Source organism: Prevotella denticola, from assembly GCF_900454835.1.
GTDB lineage: Bacteria > Bacteroidota > Bacteroidia > Bacteroidales > Bacteroidaceae > Prevotella > Prevotella denticola.
In genome coordinates this window covers 1046783-1066256 of the sequence record NZ_UGTM01000002.1, presented here as the reverse complement: position 1 = coordinate 1066256, position 19474 = coordinate 1046783, and the positions used below count along the sequence as shown (strand labels likewise).

At 52.6% G+C, this 19474-nt stretch carries 13 protein-coding genes; 10 read left to right on the top strand and 3 right to left on the bottom strand.

Annotated features, from left to right (window positions below):
- Window positions 1–157: 157 nt before the first annotated feature.
- Window positions 158–1225, bottom strand: coding sequence for a mannose-1-phosphate guanylyltransferase (locus DYH27_RS12580; protein WP_004353838.1), 1068 nt, complete (start codon window positions 1223–1225; stop codon window positions 158–160).
- 522 nt (window positions 1226–1747) lie between these two features.
- A complete protein-coding gene (locus DYH27_RS12570) occupies window positions 1748–4741 on the bottom strand; it encodes a PEP/pyruvate-binding domain-containing protein (protein ID WP_029216406.1) in 2994 nt (997 codons plus the stop codon).
- A 259-nt stretch (window positions 4742–5000) separates the two neighbouring features.
- On the opposite strand from DYH27_RS12570, the gene gdhA reads away from it, so the two are divergent.
- On the top strand, window positions 5001–6338 hold the full coding sequence (gene gdhA, locus DYH27_RS12565) for an NADP-specific glutamate dehydrogenase (RefSeq protein WP_004353799.1): 1338 nt from the start codon (window positions 5001–5003) through the stop codon (window positions 6336–6338).
- Window positions 6339–6432: 94 nt separating this feature from the next.
- The gene (locus DYH27_RS12560) at window positions 6433–7203 is read left to right on the top strand and encodes a septal ring lytic transglycosylase RlpA family protein (protein ID WP_029216407.1); all 771 of its coding nucleotides are present in this window, start codon (window positions 6433–6435) and stop codon (window positions 7201–7203) included.
- Between the two features lie 329 nt (window positions 7204–7532).
- On the opposite strand, the gene DYH27_RS12555 is transcribed toward DYH27_RS12560, so the two are convergent.
- Window positions 7533–8042 carry a zinc-ribbon domain-containing protein gene (locus DYH27_RS12555; protein ID WP_025067523.1) on the bottom strand — a complete coding sequence of 170 codons (510 nt, stop codon included), beginning with the start codon at window positions 8040–8042 and terminating at the stop codon, window positions 7533–7535.
- Between the two features lie 308 nt (window positions 8043–8350).
- Between DYH27_RS12555 and DYH27_RS12545 the strand changes: the two genes are divergently transcribed.
- The 8 genes from DYH27_RS12545 (at window position 8351) to DYH27_RS12510 (ending at window position 19468) form a co-directional block, all read left to right on the top strand.
- Window positions 8351–8803, top strand: coding sequence for a hypothetical protein (locus tag DYH27_RS12545; protein ID WP_025067522.1), 453 nt, complete (start codon window positions 8351–8353; stop codon window positions 8801–8803).
- A 69-nt stretch (window positions 8804–8872) separates the two neighbouring features.
- Window positions 8873–9472: a DUF3256 family protein gene (locus tag DYH27_RS12540; protein WP_317047482.1), complete on the top strand. Its 600-nt coding sequence runs from the start codon at window positions 8873–8875 to the stop codon at window positions 9470–9472.
- 74 nt (window positions 9473–9546) lie between these two features.
- On the top strand, window positions 9547–10809 hold the full coding sequence (locus DYH27_RS12535) for an MFS transporter (RefSeq protein WP_025067520.1): 1263 nt from the start codon (window positions 9547–9549) through the stop codon (window positions 10807–10809).
- Window positions 10810–10960: 151 nt separating this feature from the next.
- A complete protein-coding gene (locus DYH27_RS12530; protein ID WP_004353821.1) occupies window positions 10961–11509 on the top strand; it encodes a bifunctional nuclease domain-containing protein in 549 nt (182 codons plus the stop codon).
- Window positions 11510–11554: 45 nt separating this feature from the next.
- Window positions 11555–12334 carry an RsmE family RNA methyltransferase gene (locus tag DYH27_RS12525; protein ID WP_025067519.1) on the top strand — a complete coding sequence of 260 codons (780 nt, stop codon included), beginning with the start codon at window positions 11555–11557 and terminating at the stop codon, window positions 12332–12334.
- Between the two features lie 231 nt (window positions 12335–12565).
- Complete coding sequence (locus DYH27_RS12520; RefSeq protein WP_025067518.1) at window positions 12566–15826, top strand: TonB-dependent receptor; 3261 nt, start codon at window positions 12566–12568, stop codon at window positions 15824–15826.
- 160 nt (window positions 15827–15986) lie between these two features.
- The gene (locus DYH27_RS12515; protein ID WP_025067517.1) at window positions 15987–16319 is read left to right on the top strand and encodes a cupin domain-containing protein; all 333 of its coding nucleotides are present in this window, start codon (window positions 15987–15989) and stop codon (window positions 16317–16319) included.
- Between the two features lie 380 nt (window positions 16320–16699).
- Window positions 16700–19468 carry a TonB-dependent receptor gene (locus DYH27_RS12510; RefSeq protein ID WP_025067516.1) on the top strand — a complete coding sequence of 923 codons (2769 nt, stop codon included), beginning with the start codon at window positions 16700–16702 and terminating at the stop codon, window positions 19466–19468.
- Window positions 19469–19474 lie beyond the last annotated feature (6 nt).

The window sequence follows — 19474 nt, the reverse complement described above, 5'->3', positions numbered from 1 at the left end:
AGCGGGGCTATGCGATTGAAAAAGAAAGCGGAAAGATGCCGCATGAAAGACAAAAAGGCACAAAGAGTTGACAATGTCCATATCAACGACAGACCAACGTGGATTTTTCAGACTATGCCTTTATGTTTCTGGTGTGTGAGTCTGACTCATGAAGGCTTTATCCTTCCCCTGTAAACTGTTTCAGTCGCTGTTCCTCTGAGAGACGGCAGATGAGCAGTTTACCGTTCTGTTCGGCGACAATGTATCCGTCAAGTCCCTGGATGACAACCTTTTGTTCCTCTGTCGTGTGTACGATGCAGTTCCTGCTGTCAAAGAGGCGCACGTCTTTACCTATCACCGTGTTGCCGTAGATGTCATGCTGTGTCTGTGCAAGCAGCGACCCCCATGTGCCTAAATCGCTCCAGCCGAAGTCGGCAGGACAGACGAAGATTTCCTCTGCCTTCTCCATGATGGCATAGTCGACCGATATGTTTTCGCATTCCGGGTAGACCTCATCGATCACACGCTGTTCGTCGTCCGTCCCCAGGACATCCATGATGCGCTCGAAGATACGGGCCACGCCGGGCTGGTAGATGCGGAAGGCATTGACGATGGTAGAGGCACTCCAGATGAAGATGCCCGCATTCCAGAAGAAGTTGTTCTGTTTTATGTAACGTTCGGCCGTCTCCAGGTCGGGTTTCTCACGGAACTGGTCGACACGGAAAATCTCCCTGTTCCGGGCGGAAGCGGTGGAGAGGTCGGCCTGAATATATCCGTAGCCCGTTTCCGGACGTGTCGGCTTCATGCCCAGGGTGACGATGGCATCGGTCTCTGCCGTGAACTTCAGGCAGTTCCTTACGACCCTCCTGAATTCTGTTTCGTCGGTCACGATATGGTCGCTCGGCGACACGACGATGTTCGCCTTGGGGTTCTCCTTCTTGATACGCCAGCTGACATACGCCACACAGGGGGCGGTGTTGCGGCGGCAGGGTTCGCTCAGGATGTGGCTTACAGGGATATCCGGCAGCTGCTCATGTACCAGTTCTACGTATTTCTGGTTCGTGACGACCCATACATTTTCCGAGGAAATGACATCTGCGAAGCGGGTGTACGTCAGCTGTATGAGTGACTTGCCCACTCCCAGGACATCGATGAACTGCTTGGGACGGTCTGTTGTGCTCATCGGCCAGAACCTGCTGCCTACTCCTCCCGCCATGATGACAAGATGATTATCCGTTTGCGCCATAGTTATGTTTCAAAAATATGATCAAAAAATTAATATAACTGCAAATATACAAATAAAATTGAAAAACAACAATTTTAAACACTATTTTTTCCTGACAAGCAGCCGGTCCGGGATTGTTCCCGCTTTGTCAGGCTGTTTCAGTCACACAACCTCCAGGCCCCATTGGCTTTTCAGGAAAGAGAAGAAAAGACAGATTTTTGTCCGACGGATTTCCTTCAAGCAGGGAGACCTGCTTTTATCTGATGGGTTCAGATAGATTGTCTGTTCTTCTTGGGCCCATACGGAAAATCGGACAATCATTTAATCCTCAACGATCAACTCCCGGCAGTTTTCAGGTCTTTTCCAGAGTACAGAAAATCATGAGGGCAGCATCCTGATTCCATCCGTCCTTAACCATCTGAAAACCAGTATACTATAATCATGCTTCCAGAAGGTGCTTAGTTGCGCTTCAAGTAACGCCCGATTGAAGCCCAAGTAGGCCTTACTTGAATGCCAAGTGAGGCCCTTTTGGCAAGGTGACTATCAGATACCAGGCATCAGCACTACACCTTCCTGTTTCTTGCCGTCCATCATGATCTTCAGCGGGCGGGGAAAGCGGACGTGGCGGACGTGGGCTGTCTCGTCTACGGCAGGCAGGGCATCGAGGACACTGCGCTGGTAAAAGCCGTCGTGTTTGTAGGGATTGATGGTGAAGTAGCCCACACCGAAGGAGGTGAGGTTCTGGAAGAAGTGTGTTCCCTGGCTCGGGTCTACACGGTAGTGCTCCAGCCCTTCTTCGACGATAACTCGCGCTGCGGAGATATGCGGCCACTTCACGGGAATACCCAGCCAGGAATCGCTCGATCCCCAGCGGCCCGGACCGATGAGTACATAGTTGCGGCCGGCATCGAGGAACCTGCGGTTGATCTGTTCGATTTCGTCGGCGATGGCCGGGTTGTCCTTTGCGGTAAAGGAGGTGTCCGTCTTCACATAGACGACATCCGTCACGTCGTCCGAAATGCCATGTCCGAGGGAGTTATGGCTCCTGAGCAGACACCGTTCGTCTGGAATGGAAGCAAGGTCTTCCTCCAGCATCTGTTTCGTATCGACGATAGGGCGGATCTGGAGAAGGTAGAGCTCCCCCGTCCTGTCGCTGTTCAGATTGACGGCGAACTCGATTTCCACCGGCCGGCGCATGGCTTCCGCCCCGTATCGCATCGCCATCTGGAGCAGTTCGGGGAGGGGGAAGACCTCCTGTTTCAGTACGCCGCAGAAGGAAACAATCTTGCGCCCTTCTTCGTAGGCTCCGTCGTAGATGGCCTGGTCGTCGGGCGAATAGGTGGAGGCGATGTACTGCAGGCTGCCATCTGCCTCAGCCTCTTTCACCTGCAACTTGAGAATGTTAAAGCCGTCGTCCACCTTGAAGTCTTCGCCTACGTGCTGCATATCGAGAGCATAGAACTGCGTCTGGGTTTCACGCAAGGCCATCTTCAGCTCGCTCATCTGCAACACCTGGTGCGGATGGAACGGACAGACGCGCAGGGTCTGGCCGCCGTCGACGATGTATTTTCCCAGGCCAAGCGCCAGGGAGGCGATGCCCTCTTCGGCCTTCTCTTCCCCGATGGGATAGTAGTTCAGGGAGCGGAGGACACCCGAGATGTTCGGGTAGAAACGGCCGCCGTAGTCCTTGCCTGTCACCTGCTGGAGAATGACCGCCATCTTCTCCTGGTCGATGACGTTGCTCGTGGCAGTCATGTAGGCCTTGGAGTCGCGGTAGTAGACGGAGGCATAGACCGCCTTGACGGCACACGCCAGCATCCGCAGCATCTCGTACTTGTCTTCCAGACAGGGTATCATATAGGTGGAGTAAATGCCGGCGAAAGGCTGATAGTGGCTGTCTTCCAGCAGCGAACTCGACCGCACGGCAATCGGCGAGTGTGTTGCCTCGAAGAATGCGAAGAAGTCGGGGATGAACGCATCGGGCAGCTGGGCGTGCAGGAAAGCATGGAGAATCTCGTCGTCGGGGGCATCGCTGAGGGCGATCTGGTAGAGGTTGTTCTGCTCCATGAAGCTGTCGAAGACATCCGTACAGAGGACGACCGTCTTCGGAATCTGCACCGTTGCGTTCGGGAATCTGTTGAAGTCGGGATGCCGTTTGATGACATTGTCGAGGAAGGCCAGTCCGCGTCCTTTCCCGCCCAGCGAACCGTCGCCGATGCGGGCGAAATGGGCATAGCGGTCGAACTTATGACGGTCGAACAGGGCGACGACGCCCACGTTGCGCATCCGCCGGTAGGCGACGATGGCATCGAAGATGATCTGCCGGTGCATGTCCACGTCCTGCAGCTTATGCCAGGTGATGCCTTTCAGGAAAGAAGATACCGGGAAAATGGCGCGGGCGGAGAGCCAGCGGCTCACGTGGTTGCGTGAGATGTGATAGAGCATGGAGTCGCGTGGAATCTGGAAGATGTTGTCCTGCAGCTCCTTTAGGCTGCAGATGCGCATTACCTCCTCGTGTGTCGTCGGGTTGCGGAAGATGAAATCTCCGAAACCCATGTGCTCTTCGAGCAGGTGGCGGAGGTCCACGCTCATCTTCTTCGAGTTCTTGTCTACGAATCGGAAGCCTTCCGCTTCCGCCTTCTTCCGGTTGTCGCCCTCCGAGCTCTCTATGATCAGGGGCAGGTATTCGTCTTCCTTTCGGATGGCACGGAGCAGCTTCAGTCCGGCTTCCGGGTCTTTCGCTGAAGTCTTTTCCTTCTGTTCCACATTATTATTAATAGGGAACCTCACGTCGGAGATGACGCCCAGGCAGTTGTCCTTGTAGCGTTGGTATATCTCCCATGCTTCGTCGTAGGTGCGTGCCAGGACGACTTTCGGACGGCCGCGCTGGCGCAGCGAGGCATCGTGTCGGGTGAGGGCTTCCGTGGCGAAGTTCCGGCTTTGCGTGAGGATATAGCCGTACAGGTTCGGCAGGATGGAGGAATAGAAGCGGATGGAGTCCTCTACAAGCAGAATCATCTGTACGCCCACCTCGCGGATGTCATGGTCGATGTTCATTTTGTCCTCCATCAGCTTGATGATGGACAGGATGAGGTTGGTATTGCCCAGCCAGCAGAAAACATAGTCGAAGATGCTCAGGTCCTCATGCTGGATGCGCTGCGTGATGCCGTGGGAGAAAGGTGTCAGCACCACACAGTGGATGCCGGGGAACTCCGCTTTCACGGCTCTCGCCACGTCGAAGGCGTCATTGTCGGCATTGCCCGGCATGCAGATGACCAGGTCGATGTCTACCGTGCTGAGTACTTTGGCAGCCTCTTCGGTTGTCGAGACCTGCGTGAAGGTAGGTGGATAGCGCAGCCCCAGTTCCATGTACTCGTTGTAGATTTTCTCTTCCACACGTCCGTCGTCCTCGAGCATGAAGGCATCGTAAGGGTTGGCTACAATCAGGACGTTGTAGATACGGCGCATCATCAGATTGACAAAACTGACATCTTTCAGATAAAAATTGCTCCATTGTGGGGGAATCTGCTCACTCATCGCTGAAAACTTAATTTTCGACAAAAATACGAAATAAATACAAGACATCCTATCTTTTCGCTACATAAATGATATATTTTTTATTACTTTGCACGCCGGCATCTTTCCCTGGTAATCATGGCGGCAGCCGAGAAGCCAGTGGAAAATTAAATTTTTTCGATTTTCATTTGGTGGTTTGACAGAATTTGGATATATTTGCCGTATCATTCTGAACTGGATGAAACTACCTAACATAAACAAATAAAAAAGTCAATTTACTATGGAAGTCGAAAAAATCATGCAGGCACTGGAGCAGAAGCATCCAGGAGAGTCAGAGTATTTGCAGGCAGTACGCGAAGTGCTCGTTTCTGTAAAGGATGTCTACAACCAGCACCCGGAGTTCGAGCGCGCAAGCATTATCGAACGCATCGTGGAGCCGGAGCGCATCATCACTTTCCGTGTGCCATGGGTGGATGATCAGGGCAAGGTACAGGTGAACCTCGGTTACCGTGTACAGTTCAACGGCGCCATCGGTCCGTACAAGGGCGGTCTGCGTTTCCACGCATCCGTAAACCTCAGCATCCTGAAGTTCCTCGGTTTCGAGCAGACCTTCAAGAATGCACTTACCACACTGCCTATGGGCGGCGGCAAGGGTGGCTCTGATTTCTCACCGCGCGGCAAGAGTGATGCTGAAGTCATGCGTTTCTGCCAGGCCTTCATGAACGAGCTTTACCGCCACATCGGTCCTGACGAGGATGTTCCTGCAGGCGACATCGGTGTCGGCGGACGTGAGATCGGTTATCTCTTCGGTCAGTACCGCAAGCTGACGCACCAGTTCCAGGGCATGCTCACAGGCAAGGGCAGAGAATGGGGCGGCTCTATCCTCCGTCCGGAGGCAACGGGTTACGGTGCGCTCTACTTCGTTCACCAGATGATGGAGACCCACGGTCTCGACATCAAGGGCAAGACTGTTGCTCTCTCAGGTTTCGGAAACGTAGCATGGGGCGCTGCCAAGAAGGCTACCGAGCTGGGTGCGAAGGTCATCACGCTGAGCGGTCCTGACGGTTACATCTACGATCCTGCTGGCATCAGCGGCGAGAAGATCGAGTACATGCTCGAACTCCGCAGCAGCGGCAACGATGTCTGCGAGCCTTATGCAACAAAGTTCCCGGGCTCACAGTTCTTCAAGGGTCGCAAGCCTTGGGAGCAGAAGGCAGACATCTATCTGCCATGTGCGACACAGAACGAGTTGAACGGCGAGGATGCCGACAGGATTCTGGCTTGCAAGCCGCTGTGCGTAGCCGAGGTTTCAAACATGGGCTGCACCGCAGAGGCTGCCGACAAGTTCACCGCTGCCAAGCAGCTCTTCGCTCCCGGAAAGGCTGTCAATGCAGGTGGTGTGGCTACATCAGGCCTTGAGATGTCGCAGAATTCGCTCCGTCTCTCATGGAGTCCGGAGGAGGTCGACCAGAAGCTCCATTACATCATGAGCTCTATTCACGAGCAGTGTGTGAAGTATGGCAAACAGCCTGACGGTCATATCGACTATATCAAGGGGGCCAACATCGCGGGCTTCATGAAGGTGGCGAAGGCCATGCTCGCACAGGGCGTCGTATAATAGAAACCGGTTTTCTCTTCCCTCCTCCCTGTCTTTCACGGCAGAGAGGAGGACAGATGCCGCAGGAGAAGGCTGGTTGTGTTGAACAATTGTTATGTATAGAACCAGACTTCTCCTGATGGCGTTTTTCTCGTTCATCAGTATCCTTACGCAGACGGCACAAGCCCAGTCTGGCGGAAAGGCTTCTTATTACAGTAACGGACTGCACGGTCGCCGGATGAGTAACGGTGAACGTTACGACCGTAATGGTTTTACCTGTGCGCACCGCACACTCCCCTTTGGAACACGTTTAAGAGTGACGAATCCCCGCAACGGCAGGTCGGTCATCGTCCGTGTGACGGACCGTGGCCCTTTCGTCCGTGGACGTGTCGTCGATCTGTCATATGCTGCTGCACGAGAGCTGGGGACACTCTCCTGCGGCGTGGCATACGTGAAGGTCGAGGTGGTGCCGAAAGAGACCGAGATTCCATTCCCGTCGGAGTCGACTGGGGGAATCGAAATGCCTGAGGTGGAATATGGTACTGCCGGCGTATGCTATGAGTTCATCCCTGAATGGGAGAAGCCCGAGGAGGACAGGCCGAAGGAAATAGAACGCAAGGTGAATACACGCCTGAATAATAGAAGGCTTCCGGTGCAGACAAAGATGGAGAGGGATGGAAAAGACAATACCCCAGAGACACGTAGCGGGCTGCAGTCGTCGAAAGCGAAGACGCAGGCTGTGGCATCACGTGGCGCACAGGCTGCCCAGCAGAACAGACAGGGCAAGCAGAACACACAGCCTGTCAGCCCGAAAAAAGGCTCAAGCAGCAGCTGGACCAATTTTTTCAAGCGTGTCAAAGACGGTGTGGCGGGACTGTTTGAATAATATTATGCAACTGTCACTACCTTATTTCTTGCAGGCACTTTTCACTGCAGATTGGAAGTGGTAGGGTAGGGCTCTCATTCTCTATGGAGTATTCCACAACAGACGTGGAATGAAGGAGGATGGCACATGAAGGCAAAAATGATACAATGGGAAAGCTGCGTTCGTAAATAAAACCTTACCGTATGGAATCTTGAAAACAGCCCTTCGGGTTATAGAGCTCGGGAAACGGTTCCGTCCCGGATGTCAGTAAATGCCAGTGCAAGATTTGTCATACCTTGCCCTTTGTCTCTTTATGTTATGTGCATTTCTCCTGTGAATTCTGTTTTCCTTTATTCTGTTTCAATTGTCTCAACGCGTGGTTTGGAAGCTGCTGGCGCAATAGGCTGTGGGTCGCCGGACGAGCTGGATGTCCCTTCGGAAGCCCCGGCCTGGTCGTCGGGAGCAGCTGCGGACGACTCGTCACGGCGTACCTTGTGGTACGCACGGTCGCGGCCGCGAATACTGTTGAAAACCTTTTCAGCCTGCTCCTCTTCCTGACTGTCGGTCGAATCTTTTGCTGTCGTGTCCCTTGCTATTGTGTCGAACTTCGCTTTGTCGTTGTCGGCCAGATTTGAGTCTGGCTCAATGGCGGTCTGTGTGTATTCCGGATCGTTTTTGTGCTGGCTGTAATAGAAGAATCCGAAAGCGACAAGGAAGACGGTTCCGATGATGATGAAGGCGACCATCCCGCGGCCCAGCGTCGGTTCGTCATCCCTGTCCTCGTGATGCAGCGGCGCACCGCAGTGGGGACATTGCTGCTCTTTCTCATTCACCTCATTGTTACATTCCGGACATTTCATATCTGTTTCTTTGTCTTTGGTTTCCACTGGCAAAGGTAAAAGAAAAGGCAGAGATGGCAAAACGTTTTCGCTTTTTATTCGTTTCTTCTTTCTTTTTTGTGTAAATTTGCAGCTGGCTTCCTGATGTGCCTGATACGTCCATCTGTGTGACGGGATGTATGTCAATACCGGTTCTGGCACAGTATGGAGTAGAGGAGGCAGGCTGCACCCGGCAGGATGGAAACAGGTTCTCCTCTATGGGTCGTCTGCATTTTTTCTGCAGAGAGCTTGAAAGTAAAATGATGCTGTCATATATCAAATTCCAGTTGATGAAGAGATTTTTACTGGTGTCCGTCGTTCTTTCGTTTGCCGCAACAGCATATGCGCAGCGGTCGATCGATGGCATTCAGTTCATGGTCAGCCGCCAGAAGGCCATGGAAGAGTTCACGCGCCGCTTCGGGCAGCCGGTCTCTGAGACGTGCGTGAAAGCCGTTTTCAGCAATGTAGTCTTCAATGGGGAGAGATTCTCGGAGGCCAATGTCTTTTTTGACGACAGCGACCGGCTTCAGCTTGTTAGGCTGAAGGATATCTGTGCGAGTCATGCGGAAGCCGTGGAACGGATGGGTGTCTTGTGGAAGAAGTACGGGCAGACTTACAGTACGACGGAAGGCATGAACCATGAAGACGGACGTTTTGTCGTCGGGTATGACAAGGACGGGATGCGGCTCTTCACCATTGCCACTTTCCGCAACTGCTGTGACCTGTCATTTGGTCCTTTCTAAAGTTACAGTACATTTGGTCCTTTTTCTAAAGTTACAGTACATTTGGTCCTTTTTCTAAAGTTACAGTACATGATGAGAAAATCATTGATATTTATTATTCTCCTTGCTGGCTGCCTGGGTGTTTCTGCCCAAAGCCTGCGAACAGTGTGGATAGAAATGCCCGACAGCATCATCCCTTATCTGAGCAGGAGCCAGCGTACGGAACTGGTCGATTATGTCGACATGAAGGCAGAACCGGCTGTCAGAGATGCCTTGGGCGATACGGTGCGCATCGAGCGCATGACAGACAGTTATCTCTCTGTCAGGCTCAGCGGAAGCAGCCGGCTGGAAATCCGTCTGCTCGACAAGTCCACACTGGCACTCGTCCGGACGTGGGAGGCCCCGGCGGCAGAGAGCAGCCTGCATCTGTTCAGTCAGCTCTGGCAGGAGAAGAAGGCGGTAGTCGTGTGTCAGGAGACGGTTTCCAGACCCGATACGATGGGTGAGGAGGAGTTTGCAGAACTGAAGTCCCTGGCAGTTCCACGTATGCGGGTCTTCCATCTGTCGGCCGACCGACCCTCATTGTCAGTAAGCTGGAGTTATCCTCTGCTTTCGGCCAAGGATGCAAAGCGTGTGGCAGCTCTGCTGAAACCGAAAGAGCTTGAATGGACCGGCACAGAGTTCCGGTAGCAAAAAATGCTCACGTGTTTGGTCAATTCTGATAAAATCATTACTTTTGCGGTCATAAATCAATTACTGAAAACATGAATTTGAAGGTACGTTTGGCACTGATGAACTTTCTGGAGTTTGCAGTGTGGGGAGCTTATCTGACCTCTATGGGTCGCTATCTTGAGAGAATCGGCATTGGTACTGGGATTGGCTGGTTTTATTCCATGCAGGGTGTGATGTCGATTTTCATGCCGGCGCTGATGGGCATCGTGGCCGACCGCTGGGTGCCTGCCCAGCGGCTGTTGGGCTTCTGCCATCTGCTTGCAGGACTGTTTATGTTCGCCACGGCAGGCTACGGTCTGAGGATGGGCAATCATGTGGAGTCTCCCATTATCTTCACGCTCTATTCTCTTTCAGTTGCTTTCTATATGCCGACGCTGGCACTTACCAACTCTGTTGCCTACAGTGCCCTGACGAATGCCGGCATGGACACGGTGAAGGACTTTCCCCCGATACGTGTATTCGGAACGATCGGATTCATCCTTACCATGTGGCTGGTCGATCTTCTGGGCTTCCAGAGCAACCAGAACCAATTTGTCACTTCCGGGGCGGTGAGTATCATTCTGTTCCTTTATGCCTTTACGCTGCCGAAGTGCGAAGTCAGTAAGGGAACGGACAAGAAGAGCTTTGTCGATGCCTTCGGCCTGCGTGCCTTCACGCTGTTCAAGCAGAAGAAGATGGCCATCTTCTTTATCTTCTCCATGCTTCTGGGAGTGAGTCTGCAGATTACCAACGGTTTTGCCAATCCGTTCCTGTCCAGCTTCGGTGCCCAGCCTGAATTCGCCCAGGCCTTCGGCGTGCAGCATGCCAATATTCTGATCAGTCTTTCACAGATCAGTGAGACCTGCTGCATCCTGCTGATTCCTTTCTTCATGCGTCACTACGGCATCAAGAATGTCATGCTGATAGCCATGTTCGCATGGGTGCTGCGTTTCGGACTGTTCGGTGTAGGCAACCCTGGTTTTCCAGGCGTGTTGCTCTTCGTGCTGTCGATGATAGTCTACGGCGTTGCCTTCGACTTCTTCAACATCTCGGGCTCGCTGTTCGTGGACAACAGTACGGAGCCGGCACTCCGTTCGTCTGCACAGGGACTGTTCATGCTGATGACAAACGGCATCGGTGCGACGATAGGGACGCTGGCAGCACAGGCCGTCATCAATGTCTATACCCATTCGCAGAAGATAGGGGGCGACAAGCTGACGGTCGGCGACTGGCAGTCCTGCTGGTTTATCTTTGCCGGCTATGCCTTTGCCGTCGGTGTCAGCTTTGCACTGATTTTCCGTCCCAAGAAGGCATAAGAAGATAATCATCAGGTAAGGAAAAGGAAGTCTTTGACGAAGGTTTAAGGAACTGTACGGCAGAAATACAAAGAAGTATTCAACAAAGCATAAGGAAATATCCGGCAAATCCATAAGTGATTTTTCCCTATAAGATACAAAAGGGTTCATAATGAGCAAGGTCCAGCTGATATATACAGGCGTTTCCCAGATTGTGGGCGGTCCGGAACTGGGACTGCTCATCCTGTCAGACCTTTCGCATATACGGCAGGTGGCCATCGTATGTGACAGCCGCATGGAGTATGAACTCAGCCTGCGGGCAGCGGGCACGTCCCTCACGGAAAGACTGCTTCCAGAAGTGCTGTGCAGTATAAATCCCAGGATGACGGGGGAACATTATGAGGTTCTTTTCAATTCGATCATTGACGGACAGTACAAGGCACTTCTGGTCGATAAAGACGACCTGACACTTACCCCAATCCGTGCTTCCGATGCCGTTCTGCTGGCACAGGTTGCGAAGCTGGACATCTTCATGGAGGAGAGTCTTTTCAAGCGGCAAAGTGTGGATTATCATGCGAACAAGAACAAGATAGCTCTGCCGGTCAATGCGCTCAGCATGGAAATGCTGCGTCATGCGCTGGACAAGGCGATAGAGGAGGAGAACTATGAGTTGGCTTCCATGCTCCGGGATGAGATGAGGCACAGAAAGAAAGACGCATAACCGGAGATTTCTCCTGCCGTAATCGTCTCCAGAGAAAAACGGACAATGAAAGAAGCGAGATATTTTTATGTTCCCAATGCAGCCGCATTGAACGAGCTGCCGGCTGAAGAAGCCGTTCATGCGCTGCGTGTCCTCCGTCTGAAGGAGGGTGACGAGATGTTCCTGATGGATGGAGAAGGAAACTTCTATCAGGCGGAGGTCGTACTGGCAACGGCAAAGAAATGTGTCTATATCATTCGTCAGACCATGAGGCAGAAGCCTGCCTGGTCGGGGCGGATTCATCTTGCCATTGCTCCTACGAAAGACATGGGACGCATGGAATGGATGGCAGAGAAAGCCACGGAAGTGGGCTTTGACGAGATCAGCTTTCTGGACTGCAGGTTTTCCGAGCGCAAAACGCTGCGTGCCGATCGCATAGAGAAAATCGTTGTCTCGGCGGTGAAGCAGAGCCGTAAAGGCTGGAAACCGCTGGTCAACCCGATGTCTTCTTTCAGTTCGTTTGTGGAAAACTGTCCTGACAAGGGACGGAAATTCATCTGTCATTGTTATCCTGAAATTCCTCGTACAGACTTCTTCACGGCAATCAACAGTGCATTGCAACCTGGGATTTTCTTGCAGAACGGGCCGGAAGCGCAGAAAGAACACCCCTCTGGAGCGGCGGATATTACGGTCCTGATAGGGCCTGAGGGCGATTTCTCCATCGAGGAAGTACGCCTTGCCATGGCACATGGCTTTGAGAGTGTCACACTGGGAAAGAGCCGCCTGCGTACAGAGACCGCAGGACTTAGTGCCGTTATGATGTCGCAGCTTGCACGTAGAGTGTAAGCTGTTTTTTTTGATGATGGGTGATGATGAGCTGTTATAGGCGATGATAGGCAATACGAGGATATGATAGGCGATGATGGATGATGATGGGCTGTGGTGGGTAGAGGGTAGGATAACCACAGGTCGTTACAACTTTTTTACGGTTTACCGTGTAAGTATCGGAAAATTTGCTTATATTTGCAACATACATTTAAATAACGTTATTACTTCATTTAATCTCTTAGCAGAACTATGCAGAAAAGATTACTTCTCCTGGTTATGTTGTTGCTTGTGATGACAACTTCTGCCATGGCACAGATTACAACATCAGGAATCAGCGGAAAGGTAACGTCCCAGGGCGAAGATGTCATTGGTGCTACCGTTACTGCAACCCATGTACCTTCGGGAACAGTCTACCGGGCTGTGACGAACATTGACGGCCGTTATACCATCCAGGGTATGCGTGTAGGCGGACCGTACAAGGTTTCAGTGGCTTACATCGGACAGAAGACAAAGACGTTTGAGAACGTGACGCTCCGCCTCGGCGAGACGGAAGATCTCTCCTGTTCGCTTCAGGACGATTCCAAGGAACTACAGGAAGTCGTCGTGACAGGAAGCGCCGGCGTCAACGCTACGAAGACGGGTGCAGCGACGAGCCTCAGCTCCAAGCAGATTGCTGATATGCCGAGCATTACCCACGGTATTGCCGATGTGGCACGGCTCAATCCGCAGCTGACCACCTCCAACAACGGTGCCATGTCGTTTGCCGGAACAAGCAACCGTTACAACTCCTTCATGATAGACGGTGCTGCCAACAACGATGTCTTCGGCCTTGCTGCCGACGGTGCCAACGGCGGTCAGGCTGGTGCCCAGCCTGTTTCCATGGAGACGATCGAGCAGATCCAGGTGAACGTTGCTCCCTTTGATGTCCGTCAGGGCGGTTTCACGGGCGGTGCCATCAATGCCATTACCAAGAGCGGAACGAATGTGTTCCATGGCAGTGTCTATGGATTCGGCAACAACCAGAACCTCATCGGGTCCAAGTATCCTCTCGCTGACGGCGGCTATGCGCCCAAGTACAACAAGCAGCAGGAGTACAATGCCGGCATTACCTTCGGCGGCCCGATCATCAAGGACAAGCTCTTCTTCTTTGCCAACTATGAGAAGACCAACAAGACCTATCCGAACCTTTACACGCTCGGAGCGGAGTCGTCTGCCGTCGATGCAGCCAAGGCCAGCGATGTCCTTGCGAAGATCGCCGACCTTGCACAGCGTCAGGGCGTGAACTATCCTACAGCTCTCTCTACCGAGGATATTTACACAAGGAGTGACAAGGGCGGGCTGAAACTGGACTGGAACATCAACGAGACCAACAAGGCCACCGTACGATGGAGCATCGTCAGTGCGTCCCAGCTGAACAATGCCGGTTCGCGCAAAGCCCTCAACGGCAGCAGCTATGCTTATCCGTTCAAGAGTGTCACCAACTCGTTCATCGCCGAGCTGCAGAGCCGCCTGTCTCCGTCGGTGGCCAACGAGGCACGTGCCAGCTATGTACGCGTAAGGGACAAGCGCGACATCAATGGCGAATATCCAAGCATTTCTGTCAACAATGTCGGCGGCGGTTCCGTCAACCTGGGCATCGAGCGTTCCTCCATGGCCAACCGTCTGGACCAGGACATCTACACCCTGGAGGACAACCTTACCTGGTACAAAGGCAACCACACCTACACTTTCGGTACGCACAACGAACTGTATAAGTTCACGAACCTCTTTATCCAGGATCTTTTCGGCAGCTATACCTTCAAGAACTACGATGCCTTCAAGAGCTACTATGAGGATTATATTGCAGGAACAATAGATCCGGCGAAGTCTTACCTCAACCAGTACCGTTACGGTCATGCCAATACTGACGTGACTGGCGACCCGAGGTGGGAGGCTTCCTTCGGTGCGGCACAGCTGAGTTTCTATGCCCAGGACAAATGGGACGTTTCCAACAATTTCCAGCTGACTTACGGACTCCGTATGGATATGCCGATCATCTTTGATGCGCCGACGGCCAACGAGCCGTTCAACCAGTATGCCGAGACGAGAGGATGGAATGTCAAGACCAACCAGAAACTGTCAAGCACACCGCTCTGGAGCCCGCGTGTAGGCTTCCGCTGGGACATCAACCACGACCACAGGTTCATTCTCCGCGGTGGTGCCGGCGTGTTTACCGGTCGCATACCGTTCGTATGGATCAGCAACAACTACTCCAACACGGGTATCCAGCTCTCTACCTACAATTCCTATAAGACCAACGGACTGGACCTGCTGCTCGACCCGAATGCACAGGAGGCCAATGCCTCGAAGCTGAAGGCAACCGGCAGCCAGACCATCAACGTCTACGACCGTCACTTCAAGTTCGCGCAGAACCTGCGCTTCAATCTCGGCTTTGATTTCAATGTGCTGGGCATCAACTGGACAGCAGAGGCCATCTACTCGAAGACGCTGAACGACATTCTCTACCAGAACCTTGCCTACGAGCAGACCGGCAAGACCTACGGCCAGGTCTACGGCAGTGCAGGCGCACCGGTCGAGGACAACCGGCCGCTTTTTGCCAAGACGACGAACGGTACGCCTTTTGCCAACATCTACAAGCTGAGCAATACGTCGAAAGGTTACACCGTGAACCTGAGTCTGAAGGCGGAGAAGCATTTCAACTTCGGTCTTGACCTCATGGCAAGCTATACCTGGACACGATCCATGAGTGTGAACAACGGCGGCTCTTCCGTTGCAGAGAGCAACTGGAGATTCAACTACACTTACCGGAATTCCAACGATCCGGAACTCGGTCATTCGGCCTATAACGTTCCCCACCGTCTTCAGGCATCTGCTTACTATCATGTAAGCTACGGATCGAAGAAGGAGTGGCAGACCACCGTCGGTCTTATCTACCAGGGACGCAGCGGTTCGCCTTATACCCTCTATTACTACGGTGACGTCAACGAGGACGGTGCCAACGGAAACGACCTGTTCTTCATCCCTACGGATGCCCAGATTGACAGGATGCGTTTCGACGAGACCGACTTCTCTGCCAATGCACTTACCAGAGCCGTCTTCGGCGACGGCTTCACGGCACCCAAGCTGACGGAAGATATGCAGCGGCAGCTGATGAAGTACTGGATCGGGCATGACTCCTACATGAAGAACCACCGTGGCGAGTTCTACAAGCGTTATGCCGACAATCTTGCCTTTGAACATCACTTCGATGTGCATTTCGCACAGAAGTATAGCTTCAAGGTGGGCGGTCAGATGAATTCGCTCGAACTGAGCTTCGATATCATCAATGTCGGCAACCTGCTCAACAAGGACTGGGGACATACCCATGGCGACGGCTTCGGCGTTTACTACAATCCTGTAAACTACCAGAAGAACGGTCACTACCAGTTCACCGGCGGCTATGCGACACGCGACTACAGCGACTATTACAGCCGCTGGCGCGGTCAGCTCGGTTTGCGTTACACTTTCTAAATCTTCAGAAACAACAATAGGGAAAGCAGGGACTCCGCCGGAGTTCCTGCTTTTTTCGTGTATGCCATCTAATAGGAAAGGAGCATTCCTTATCTGTCCGGCCTGTTATTCGACATTTTTATGTAATTTTGCAGGAGATAAATTCAAAACGAGAAACATCATGATCATTGATTTCGACAAGATTGCCGAGGAGCACATCGAAGGCTTCAAAGGCGGAGAGGGAAAGCTCGATATGCGGGCTTATGTGGACGACAAGGCACGTATCATGTATTCTACTTTGCGGCCGGGTGCCAGCAGCGGCCGCCATCAGCATACGGGTACGTTTGAGGCGATGTATGTCCTCAGCGGTGAGCTGACCGTTCATTACGACGACACGACGGAAGTGGCAAGGGTAGGGCAGATGCATTATTGTCCGGAGGGACATTTCCACTGGTTCGAGAACCGGACGGACCACGATGTTGTCTATCTTGCCATTGTACCGACGTTAAGATGACCGTGACTACGGTAGCGTGATGTTCCCAACCGATCGGGAACTCTATTCCCGGGCGTTGGGAACGGCCTTCCCAGGCGTTGGGAACGCTGTTCCCCACTGTCTGGGAATTCCATTCCCTACTACTTGGGAACTGCACTGCCTTGGCGTGTCATGACTTTTCCTGATGTCAGCACAGCCACTTCTTCATCTCGTTTTTCCGAGTCTGTAAACATCCTTTTGTAAGTTTACAGGATTGTTTTTCTCTCTGCTCCACATCTGTTATTCTCACCTTTGTCACCTATGAAGACAGGGACTCGTTGTCTATGTCCGTATGAAATCATTGTTTTTAGGTATTGACTGGATTGTACATTCTTATTAATTTTGCCACCAAATCAATCCCAATGGCTAAATCCATATACGTTGTAATTCTGTTTCTGGTCACAACCCTGGCAGCCCATGCACAGCATGACGGCGACCGTGCTGCACGTCTTCTGCAAGGAACAGTCACCGCCTCTGATGCCGCACAGGAGGTGGCAGGGGCTACGATACGTGTGTACCGGCAGAAGAAGCTGTTGGGAGGAACCGTGTCAGACGCTGCAGGGCATTTCATCATGAAAGGCCTTCCTCCAGGTGTCCTGCAGCTTCGTGTCACAGCTGTCGGCTACCAGCCTGTCGACACCGTCCTGCAGCTTCAGGAAACAGGCTCCGTGCGTATCTATATGCAGGCACAGAAGCAAGCCATGAACGAGGTTGTTGTAACGGCAGCGGAAAAGAAAGGAATGACAAGTACCACCATCATCGGACAGACAGCCATGGAACATCTGCAGCCTTCCTCGTTTGCCGATCTGCTGGCACTGCTGCCCGGTGGAATGACGAAGCCACCTTCGCTGGGCAGTGCCAATGTCATTACGTTGCGCGAGGCGGGTTCTCCAAGCTCACAGTATGCCACCTCCTCGTTGGGTACGAAATTCGTGATAGACGGACAGGCCATCGGCACGGATGCCAATATGCAGTACATTGCGGGTACATTCCAGGGGGATGCCGATAACAGCAGAAACCACACGAGCTACGGTGTGGATATGCGGGAAATACCTACTGACAACATTGAGAAAGTGGAAATCATCCGCGGCATACCATCCGTAAAATACGGAGAACTGACGAGCGGACTGATCAGTATCACGAGAAAGCATACACAATCGCCCTTGCAGCTCCGCCTTAAGGCCGACGAATACGGAAAACTGGTGTCGCTGGGAAAAGGTTTCCTGTTGTCGGGAAAGTGGAACCTGAATGTTGACGGCGGTCTGCTCGATGCCCGCAAAGAACCGAGGAACAGGTTCGAGACCTATCGCCGCCTCACCTTCTCAGCCCGCCTGCAGCGCAAGTGGGATTTGGGCAGGCATTATGTTCTTGAATGGAACGGAGCTACGGACTATGCCCTGAACATAGATAATGTGAAGACGGATCCGGAGATCCAGATACATAAAGACGACCGTTACCGGTCCTCGTACCTCAAGATGGGACTGAATCAGCAGCTCATGTTCAGGAGAATGGAGCAGACCGGATTCAGAAGTGCATTGCTGACCTATGCCGCCAGTATTGCCTTCGACCGAATACACCAGACCGAGGCCGTCGCCTTGCAACGGGACTATGCCGTCCCGCTGGCTTATGAGAGCGGTGAGTACGACGGACTGTTCCTGCCGTTCCAGTATGTGTGCGACTACCGTGTAGAAGGCATTCCGTTCTACAGTACTGTCAGAGGTGAGACGGAATGGGCGGCACGGACTGCATCCATGCGCCACCGTATAACGGCAGGTGCAGAATTCCAGCTCAACAAAAACTATGGGAGAGGACAGATATTCGACATCACAAGACCCCTGCATGCTTCAACAGCCCGCCGCCCCCGATCGTACAAGGAAATTCCGGCAACGGATATCCTGTCTTTCTATGCGGAAGACAATGCGACCATGCCTGTCGGCAGACACCGGTTGACGCTGATGGGCGGCATCCGTACTACCCAGCTGCTCAACATCCCGGGCTATTACGCCATACACGGCAGAATCTTCACCGACACACGTATCAATGCCCAATGGGACTTTCCGCAGTTTGCAGGCTTCAGGTGCTATGTCTCCGGCGGCTTCGGAATGATGACGAAGATGCCGACAATCCTTGATCTGTACCCTGATTATATCTATAAGGACATTACGGAACTGAACTACTGGGACATCCGCCCCGAATACAAACGTATCCATATCCGCACGTACAAGCTGAATCCCGTCAATCCCGACCTGCAGCCGGCACGCAACAGGAAATGGGAAATACGCATGGGAGTAGACAGAGGTGCGCATCATTTCAACCTTACCTATTTCCAGGAAGACATGAAGGACGGCTTCAGAAGCACCACGACAATACGTCCGTTTACTTACAGGAAATACGCTACGTCGGCTATCGACCCGTCAAAACTCACCGGACCGCCGGCCTTGGATGCCCTGCCATCTGTTACTGATACCATCTTAGACGGATACGGAACGACCGAAAACGGATCAAGGATAAAGAAGCGGGGCATAGAGTTCCAGTATTCCTCACCGCGCATACCTGTCATCCAGACCCGCATAACCGTGAACGGAGCATGGTTCAGGACCGTATACGAGAACAGTATTCCGCTGTTCAGAGCCGCACCCAATGTGGTTGTCGGCGGTGTGGCTGTTGTCGACAGATATGCCGGATACTATCTGAATACGGATAGATATGACAGACAGATCTTTACATCTAATTTTATCTTTGACTCGTATATCGACAGATTGGGACTGATTCTGTCGGCAACGTCTGAATGTTTCTGGATGAGTAGCACGAAACGCCCGCCAACCTCAAGCGTCCCCATGGGTTATATGGACATCACTGGTGCGGTACATCCTTATACCGAAGCCGACAAGAACGACCCTTACCTGCGCTGGCTTGTACTGAGCGGTACGGCAGGACAGGACATGAGCAATAGGGAACGCAGCTATATGCTGGTCAATTTCAAGGCGACAAAAAAGTTCGGCAAGCATCTTTCCTTGTCTTTCTTTGCCGACAGGGTACTTTACATTGCCCCTGATTATGAGGTGAACGGGTTTACTGTACGCCGTACGTTCTCGCCTTATTTTGGAATGGAAATGGGACTGAAGATATAAACCTAA

Coding starts and splice junctions, on each gene's coding strand:
- DYH27_RS12580 (WP_004353838.1), bottom strand. CDS start 1,225: ATGGCGCAAACGGATAATCATCTTGTCATCATGGCGGGAGGAGTAGGC.
- DYH27_RS12570 (WP_029216406.1), bottom strand. CDS start 4,741: ATGAGTGAGCAGATTCCCCCACAATGGAGCAATTTTTATCTGAAAGAT.
- gdhA (WP_004353799.1), top strand. CDS start 5,001: ATGGAAGTCGAAAAAATCATGCAGGCACTGGAGCAGAAGCATCCAGGA.
- DYH27_RS12560 (WP_029216407.1), top strand. CDS start 6,433: ATGTATAGAACCAGACTTCTCCTGATGGCGTTTTTCTCGTTCATCAGT.
- DYH27_RS12555 (WP_025067523.1), bottom strand. CDS start 8,042: ATGAAATGTCCGGAATGTAACAATGAGGTGAATGAGAAAGAGCAGCAA.
- DYH27_RS12545 (WP_025067522.1), top strand. CDS start 8,351: ATGAAGAGATTTTTACTGGTGTCCGTCGTTCTTTCGTTTGCCGCAACA.
- DYH27_RS12540 (WP_317047482.1), top strand. CDS start 8,873: ATGATGAGAAAATCATTGATATTTATTATTCTCCTTGCTGGCTGCCTG.
- DYH27_RS12535 (WP_025067520.1), top strand. CDS start 9,547: ATGAATTTGAAGGTACGTTTGGCACTGATGAACTTTCTGGAGTTTGCA.
- DYH27_RS12530 (WP_004353821.1), top strand. CDS start 10,961: ATGAGCAAGGTCCAGCTGATATATACAGGCGTTTCCCAGATTGTGGGC.
- DYH27_RS12525 (WP_025067519.1), top strand. CDS start 11,555: ATGAAAGAAGCGAGATATTTTTATGTTCCCAATGCAGCCGCATTGAAC.
- DYH27_RS12520 (WP_025067518.1), top strand. CDS start 12,566: ATGCAGAAAAGATTACTTCTCCTGGTTATGTTGTTGCTTGTGATGACA.
- DYH27_RS12515 (WP_025067517.1), top strand. CDS start 15,987: ATGATCATTGATTTCGACAAGATTGCCGAGGAGCACATCGAAGGCTTC.
- DYH27_RS12510 (WP_025067516.1), top strand. CDS start 16,700: ATGGCTAAATCCATATACGTTGTAATTCTGTTTCTGGTCACAACCCTG.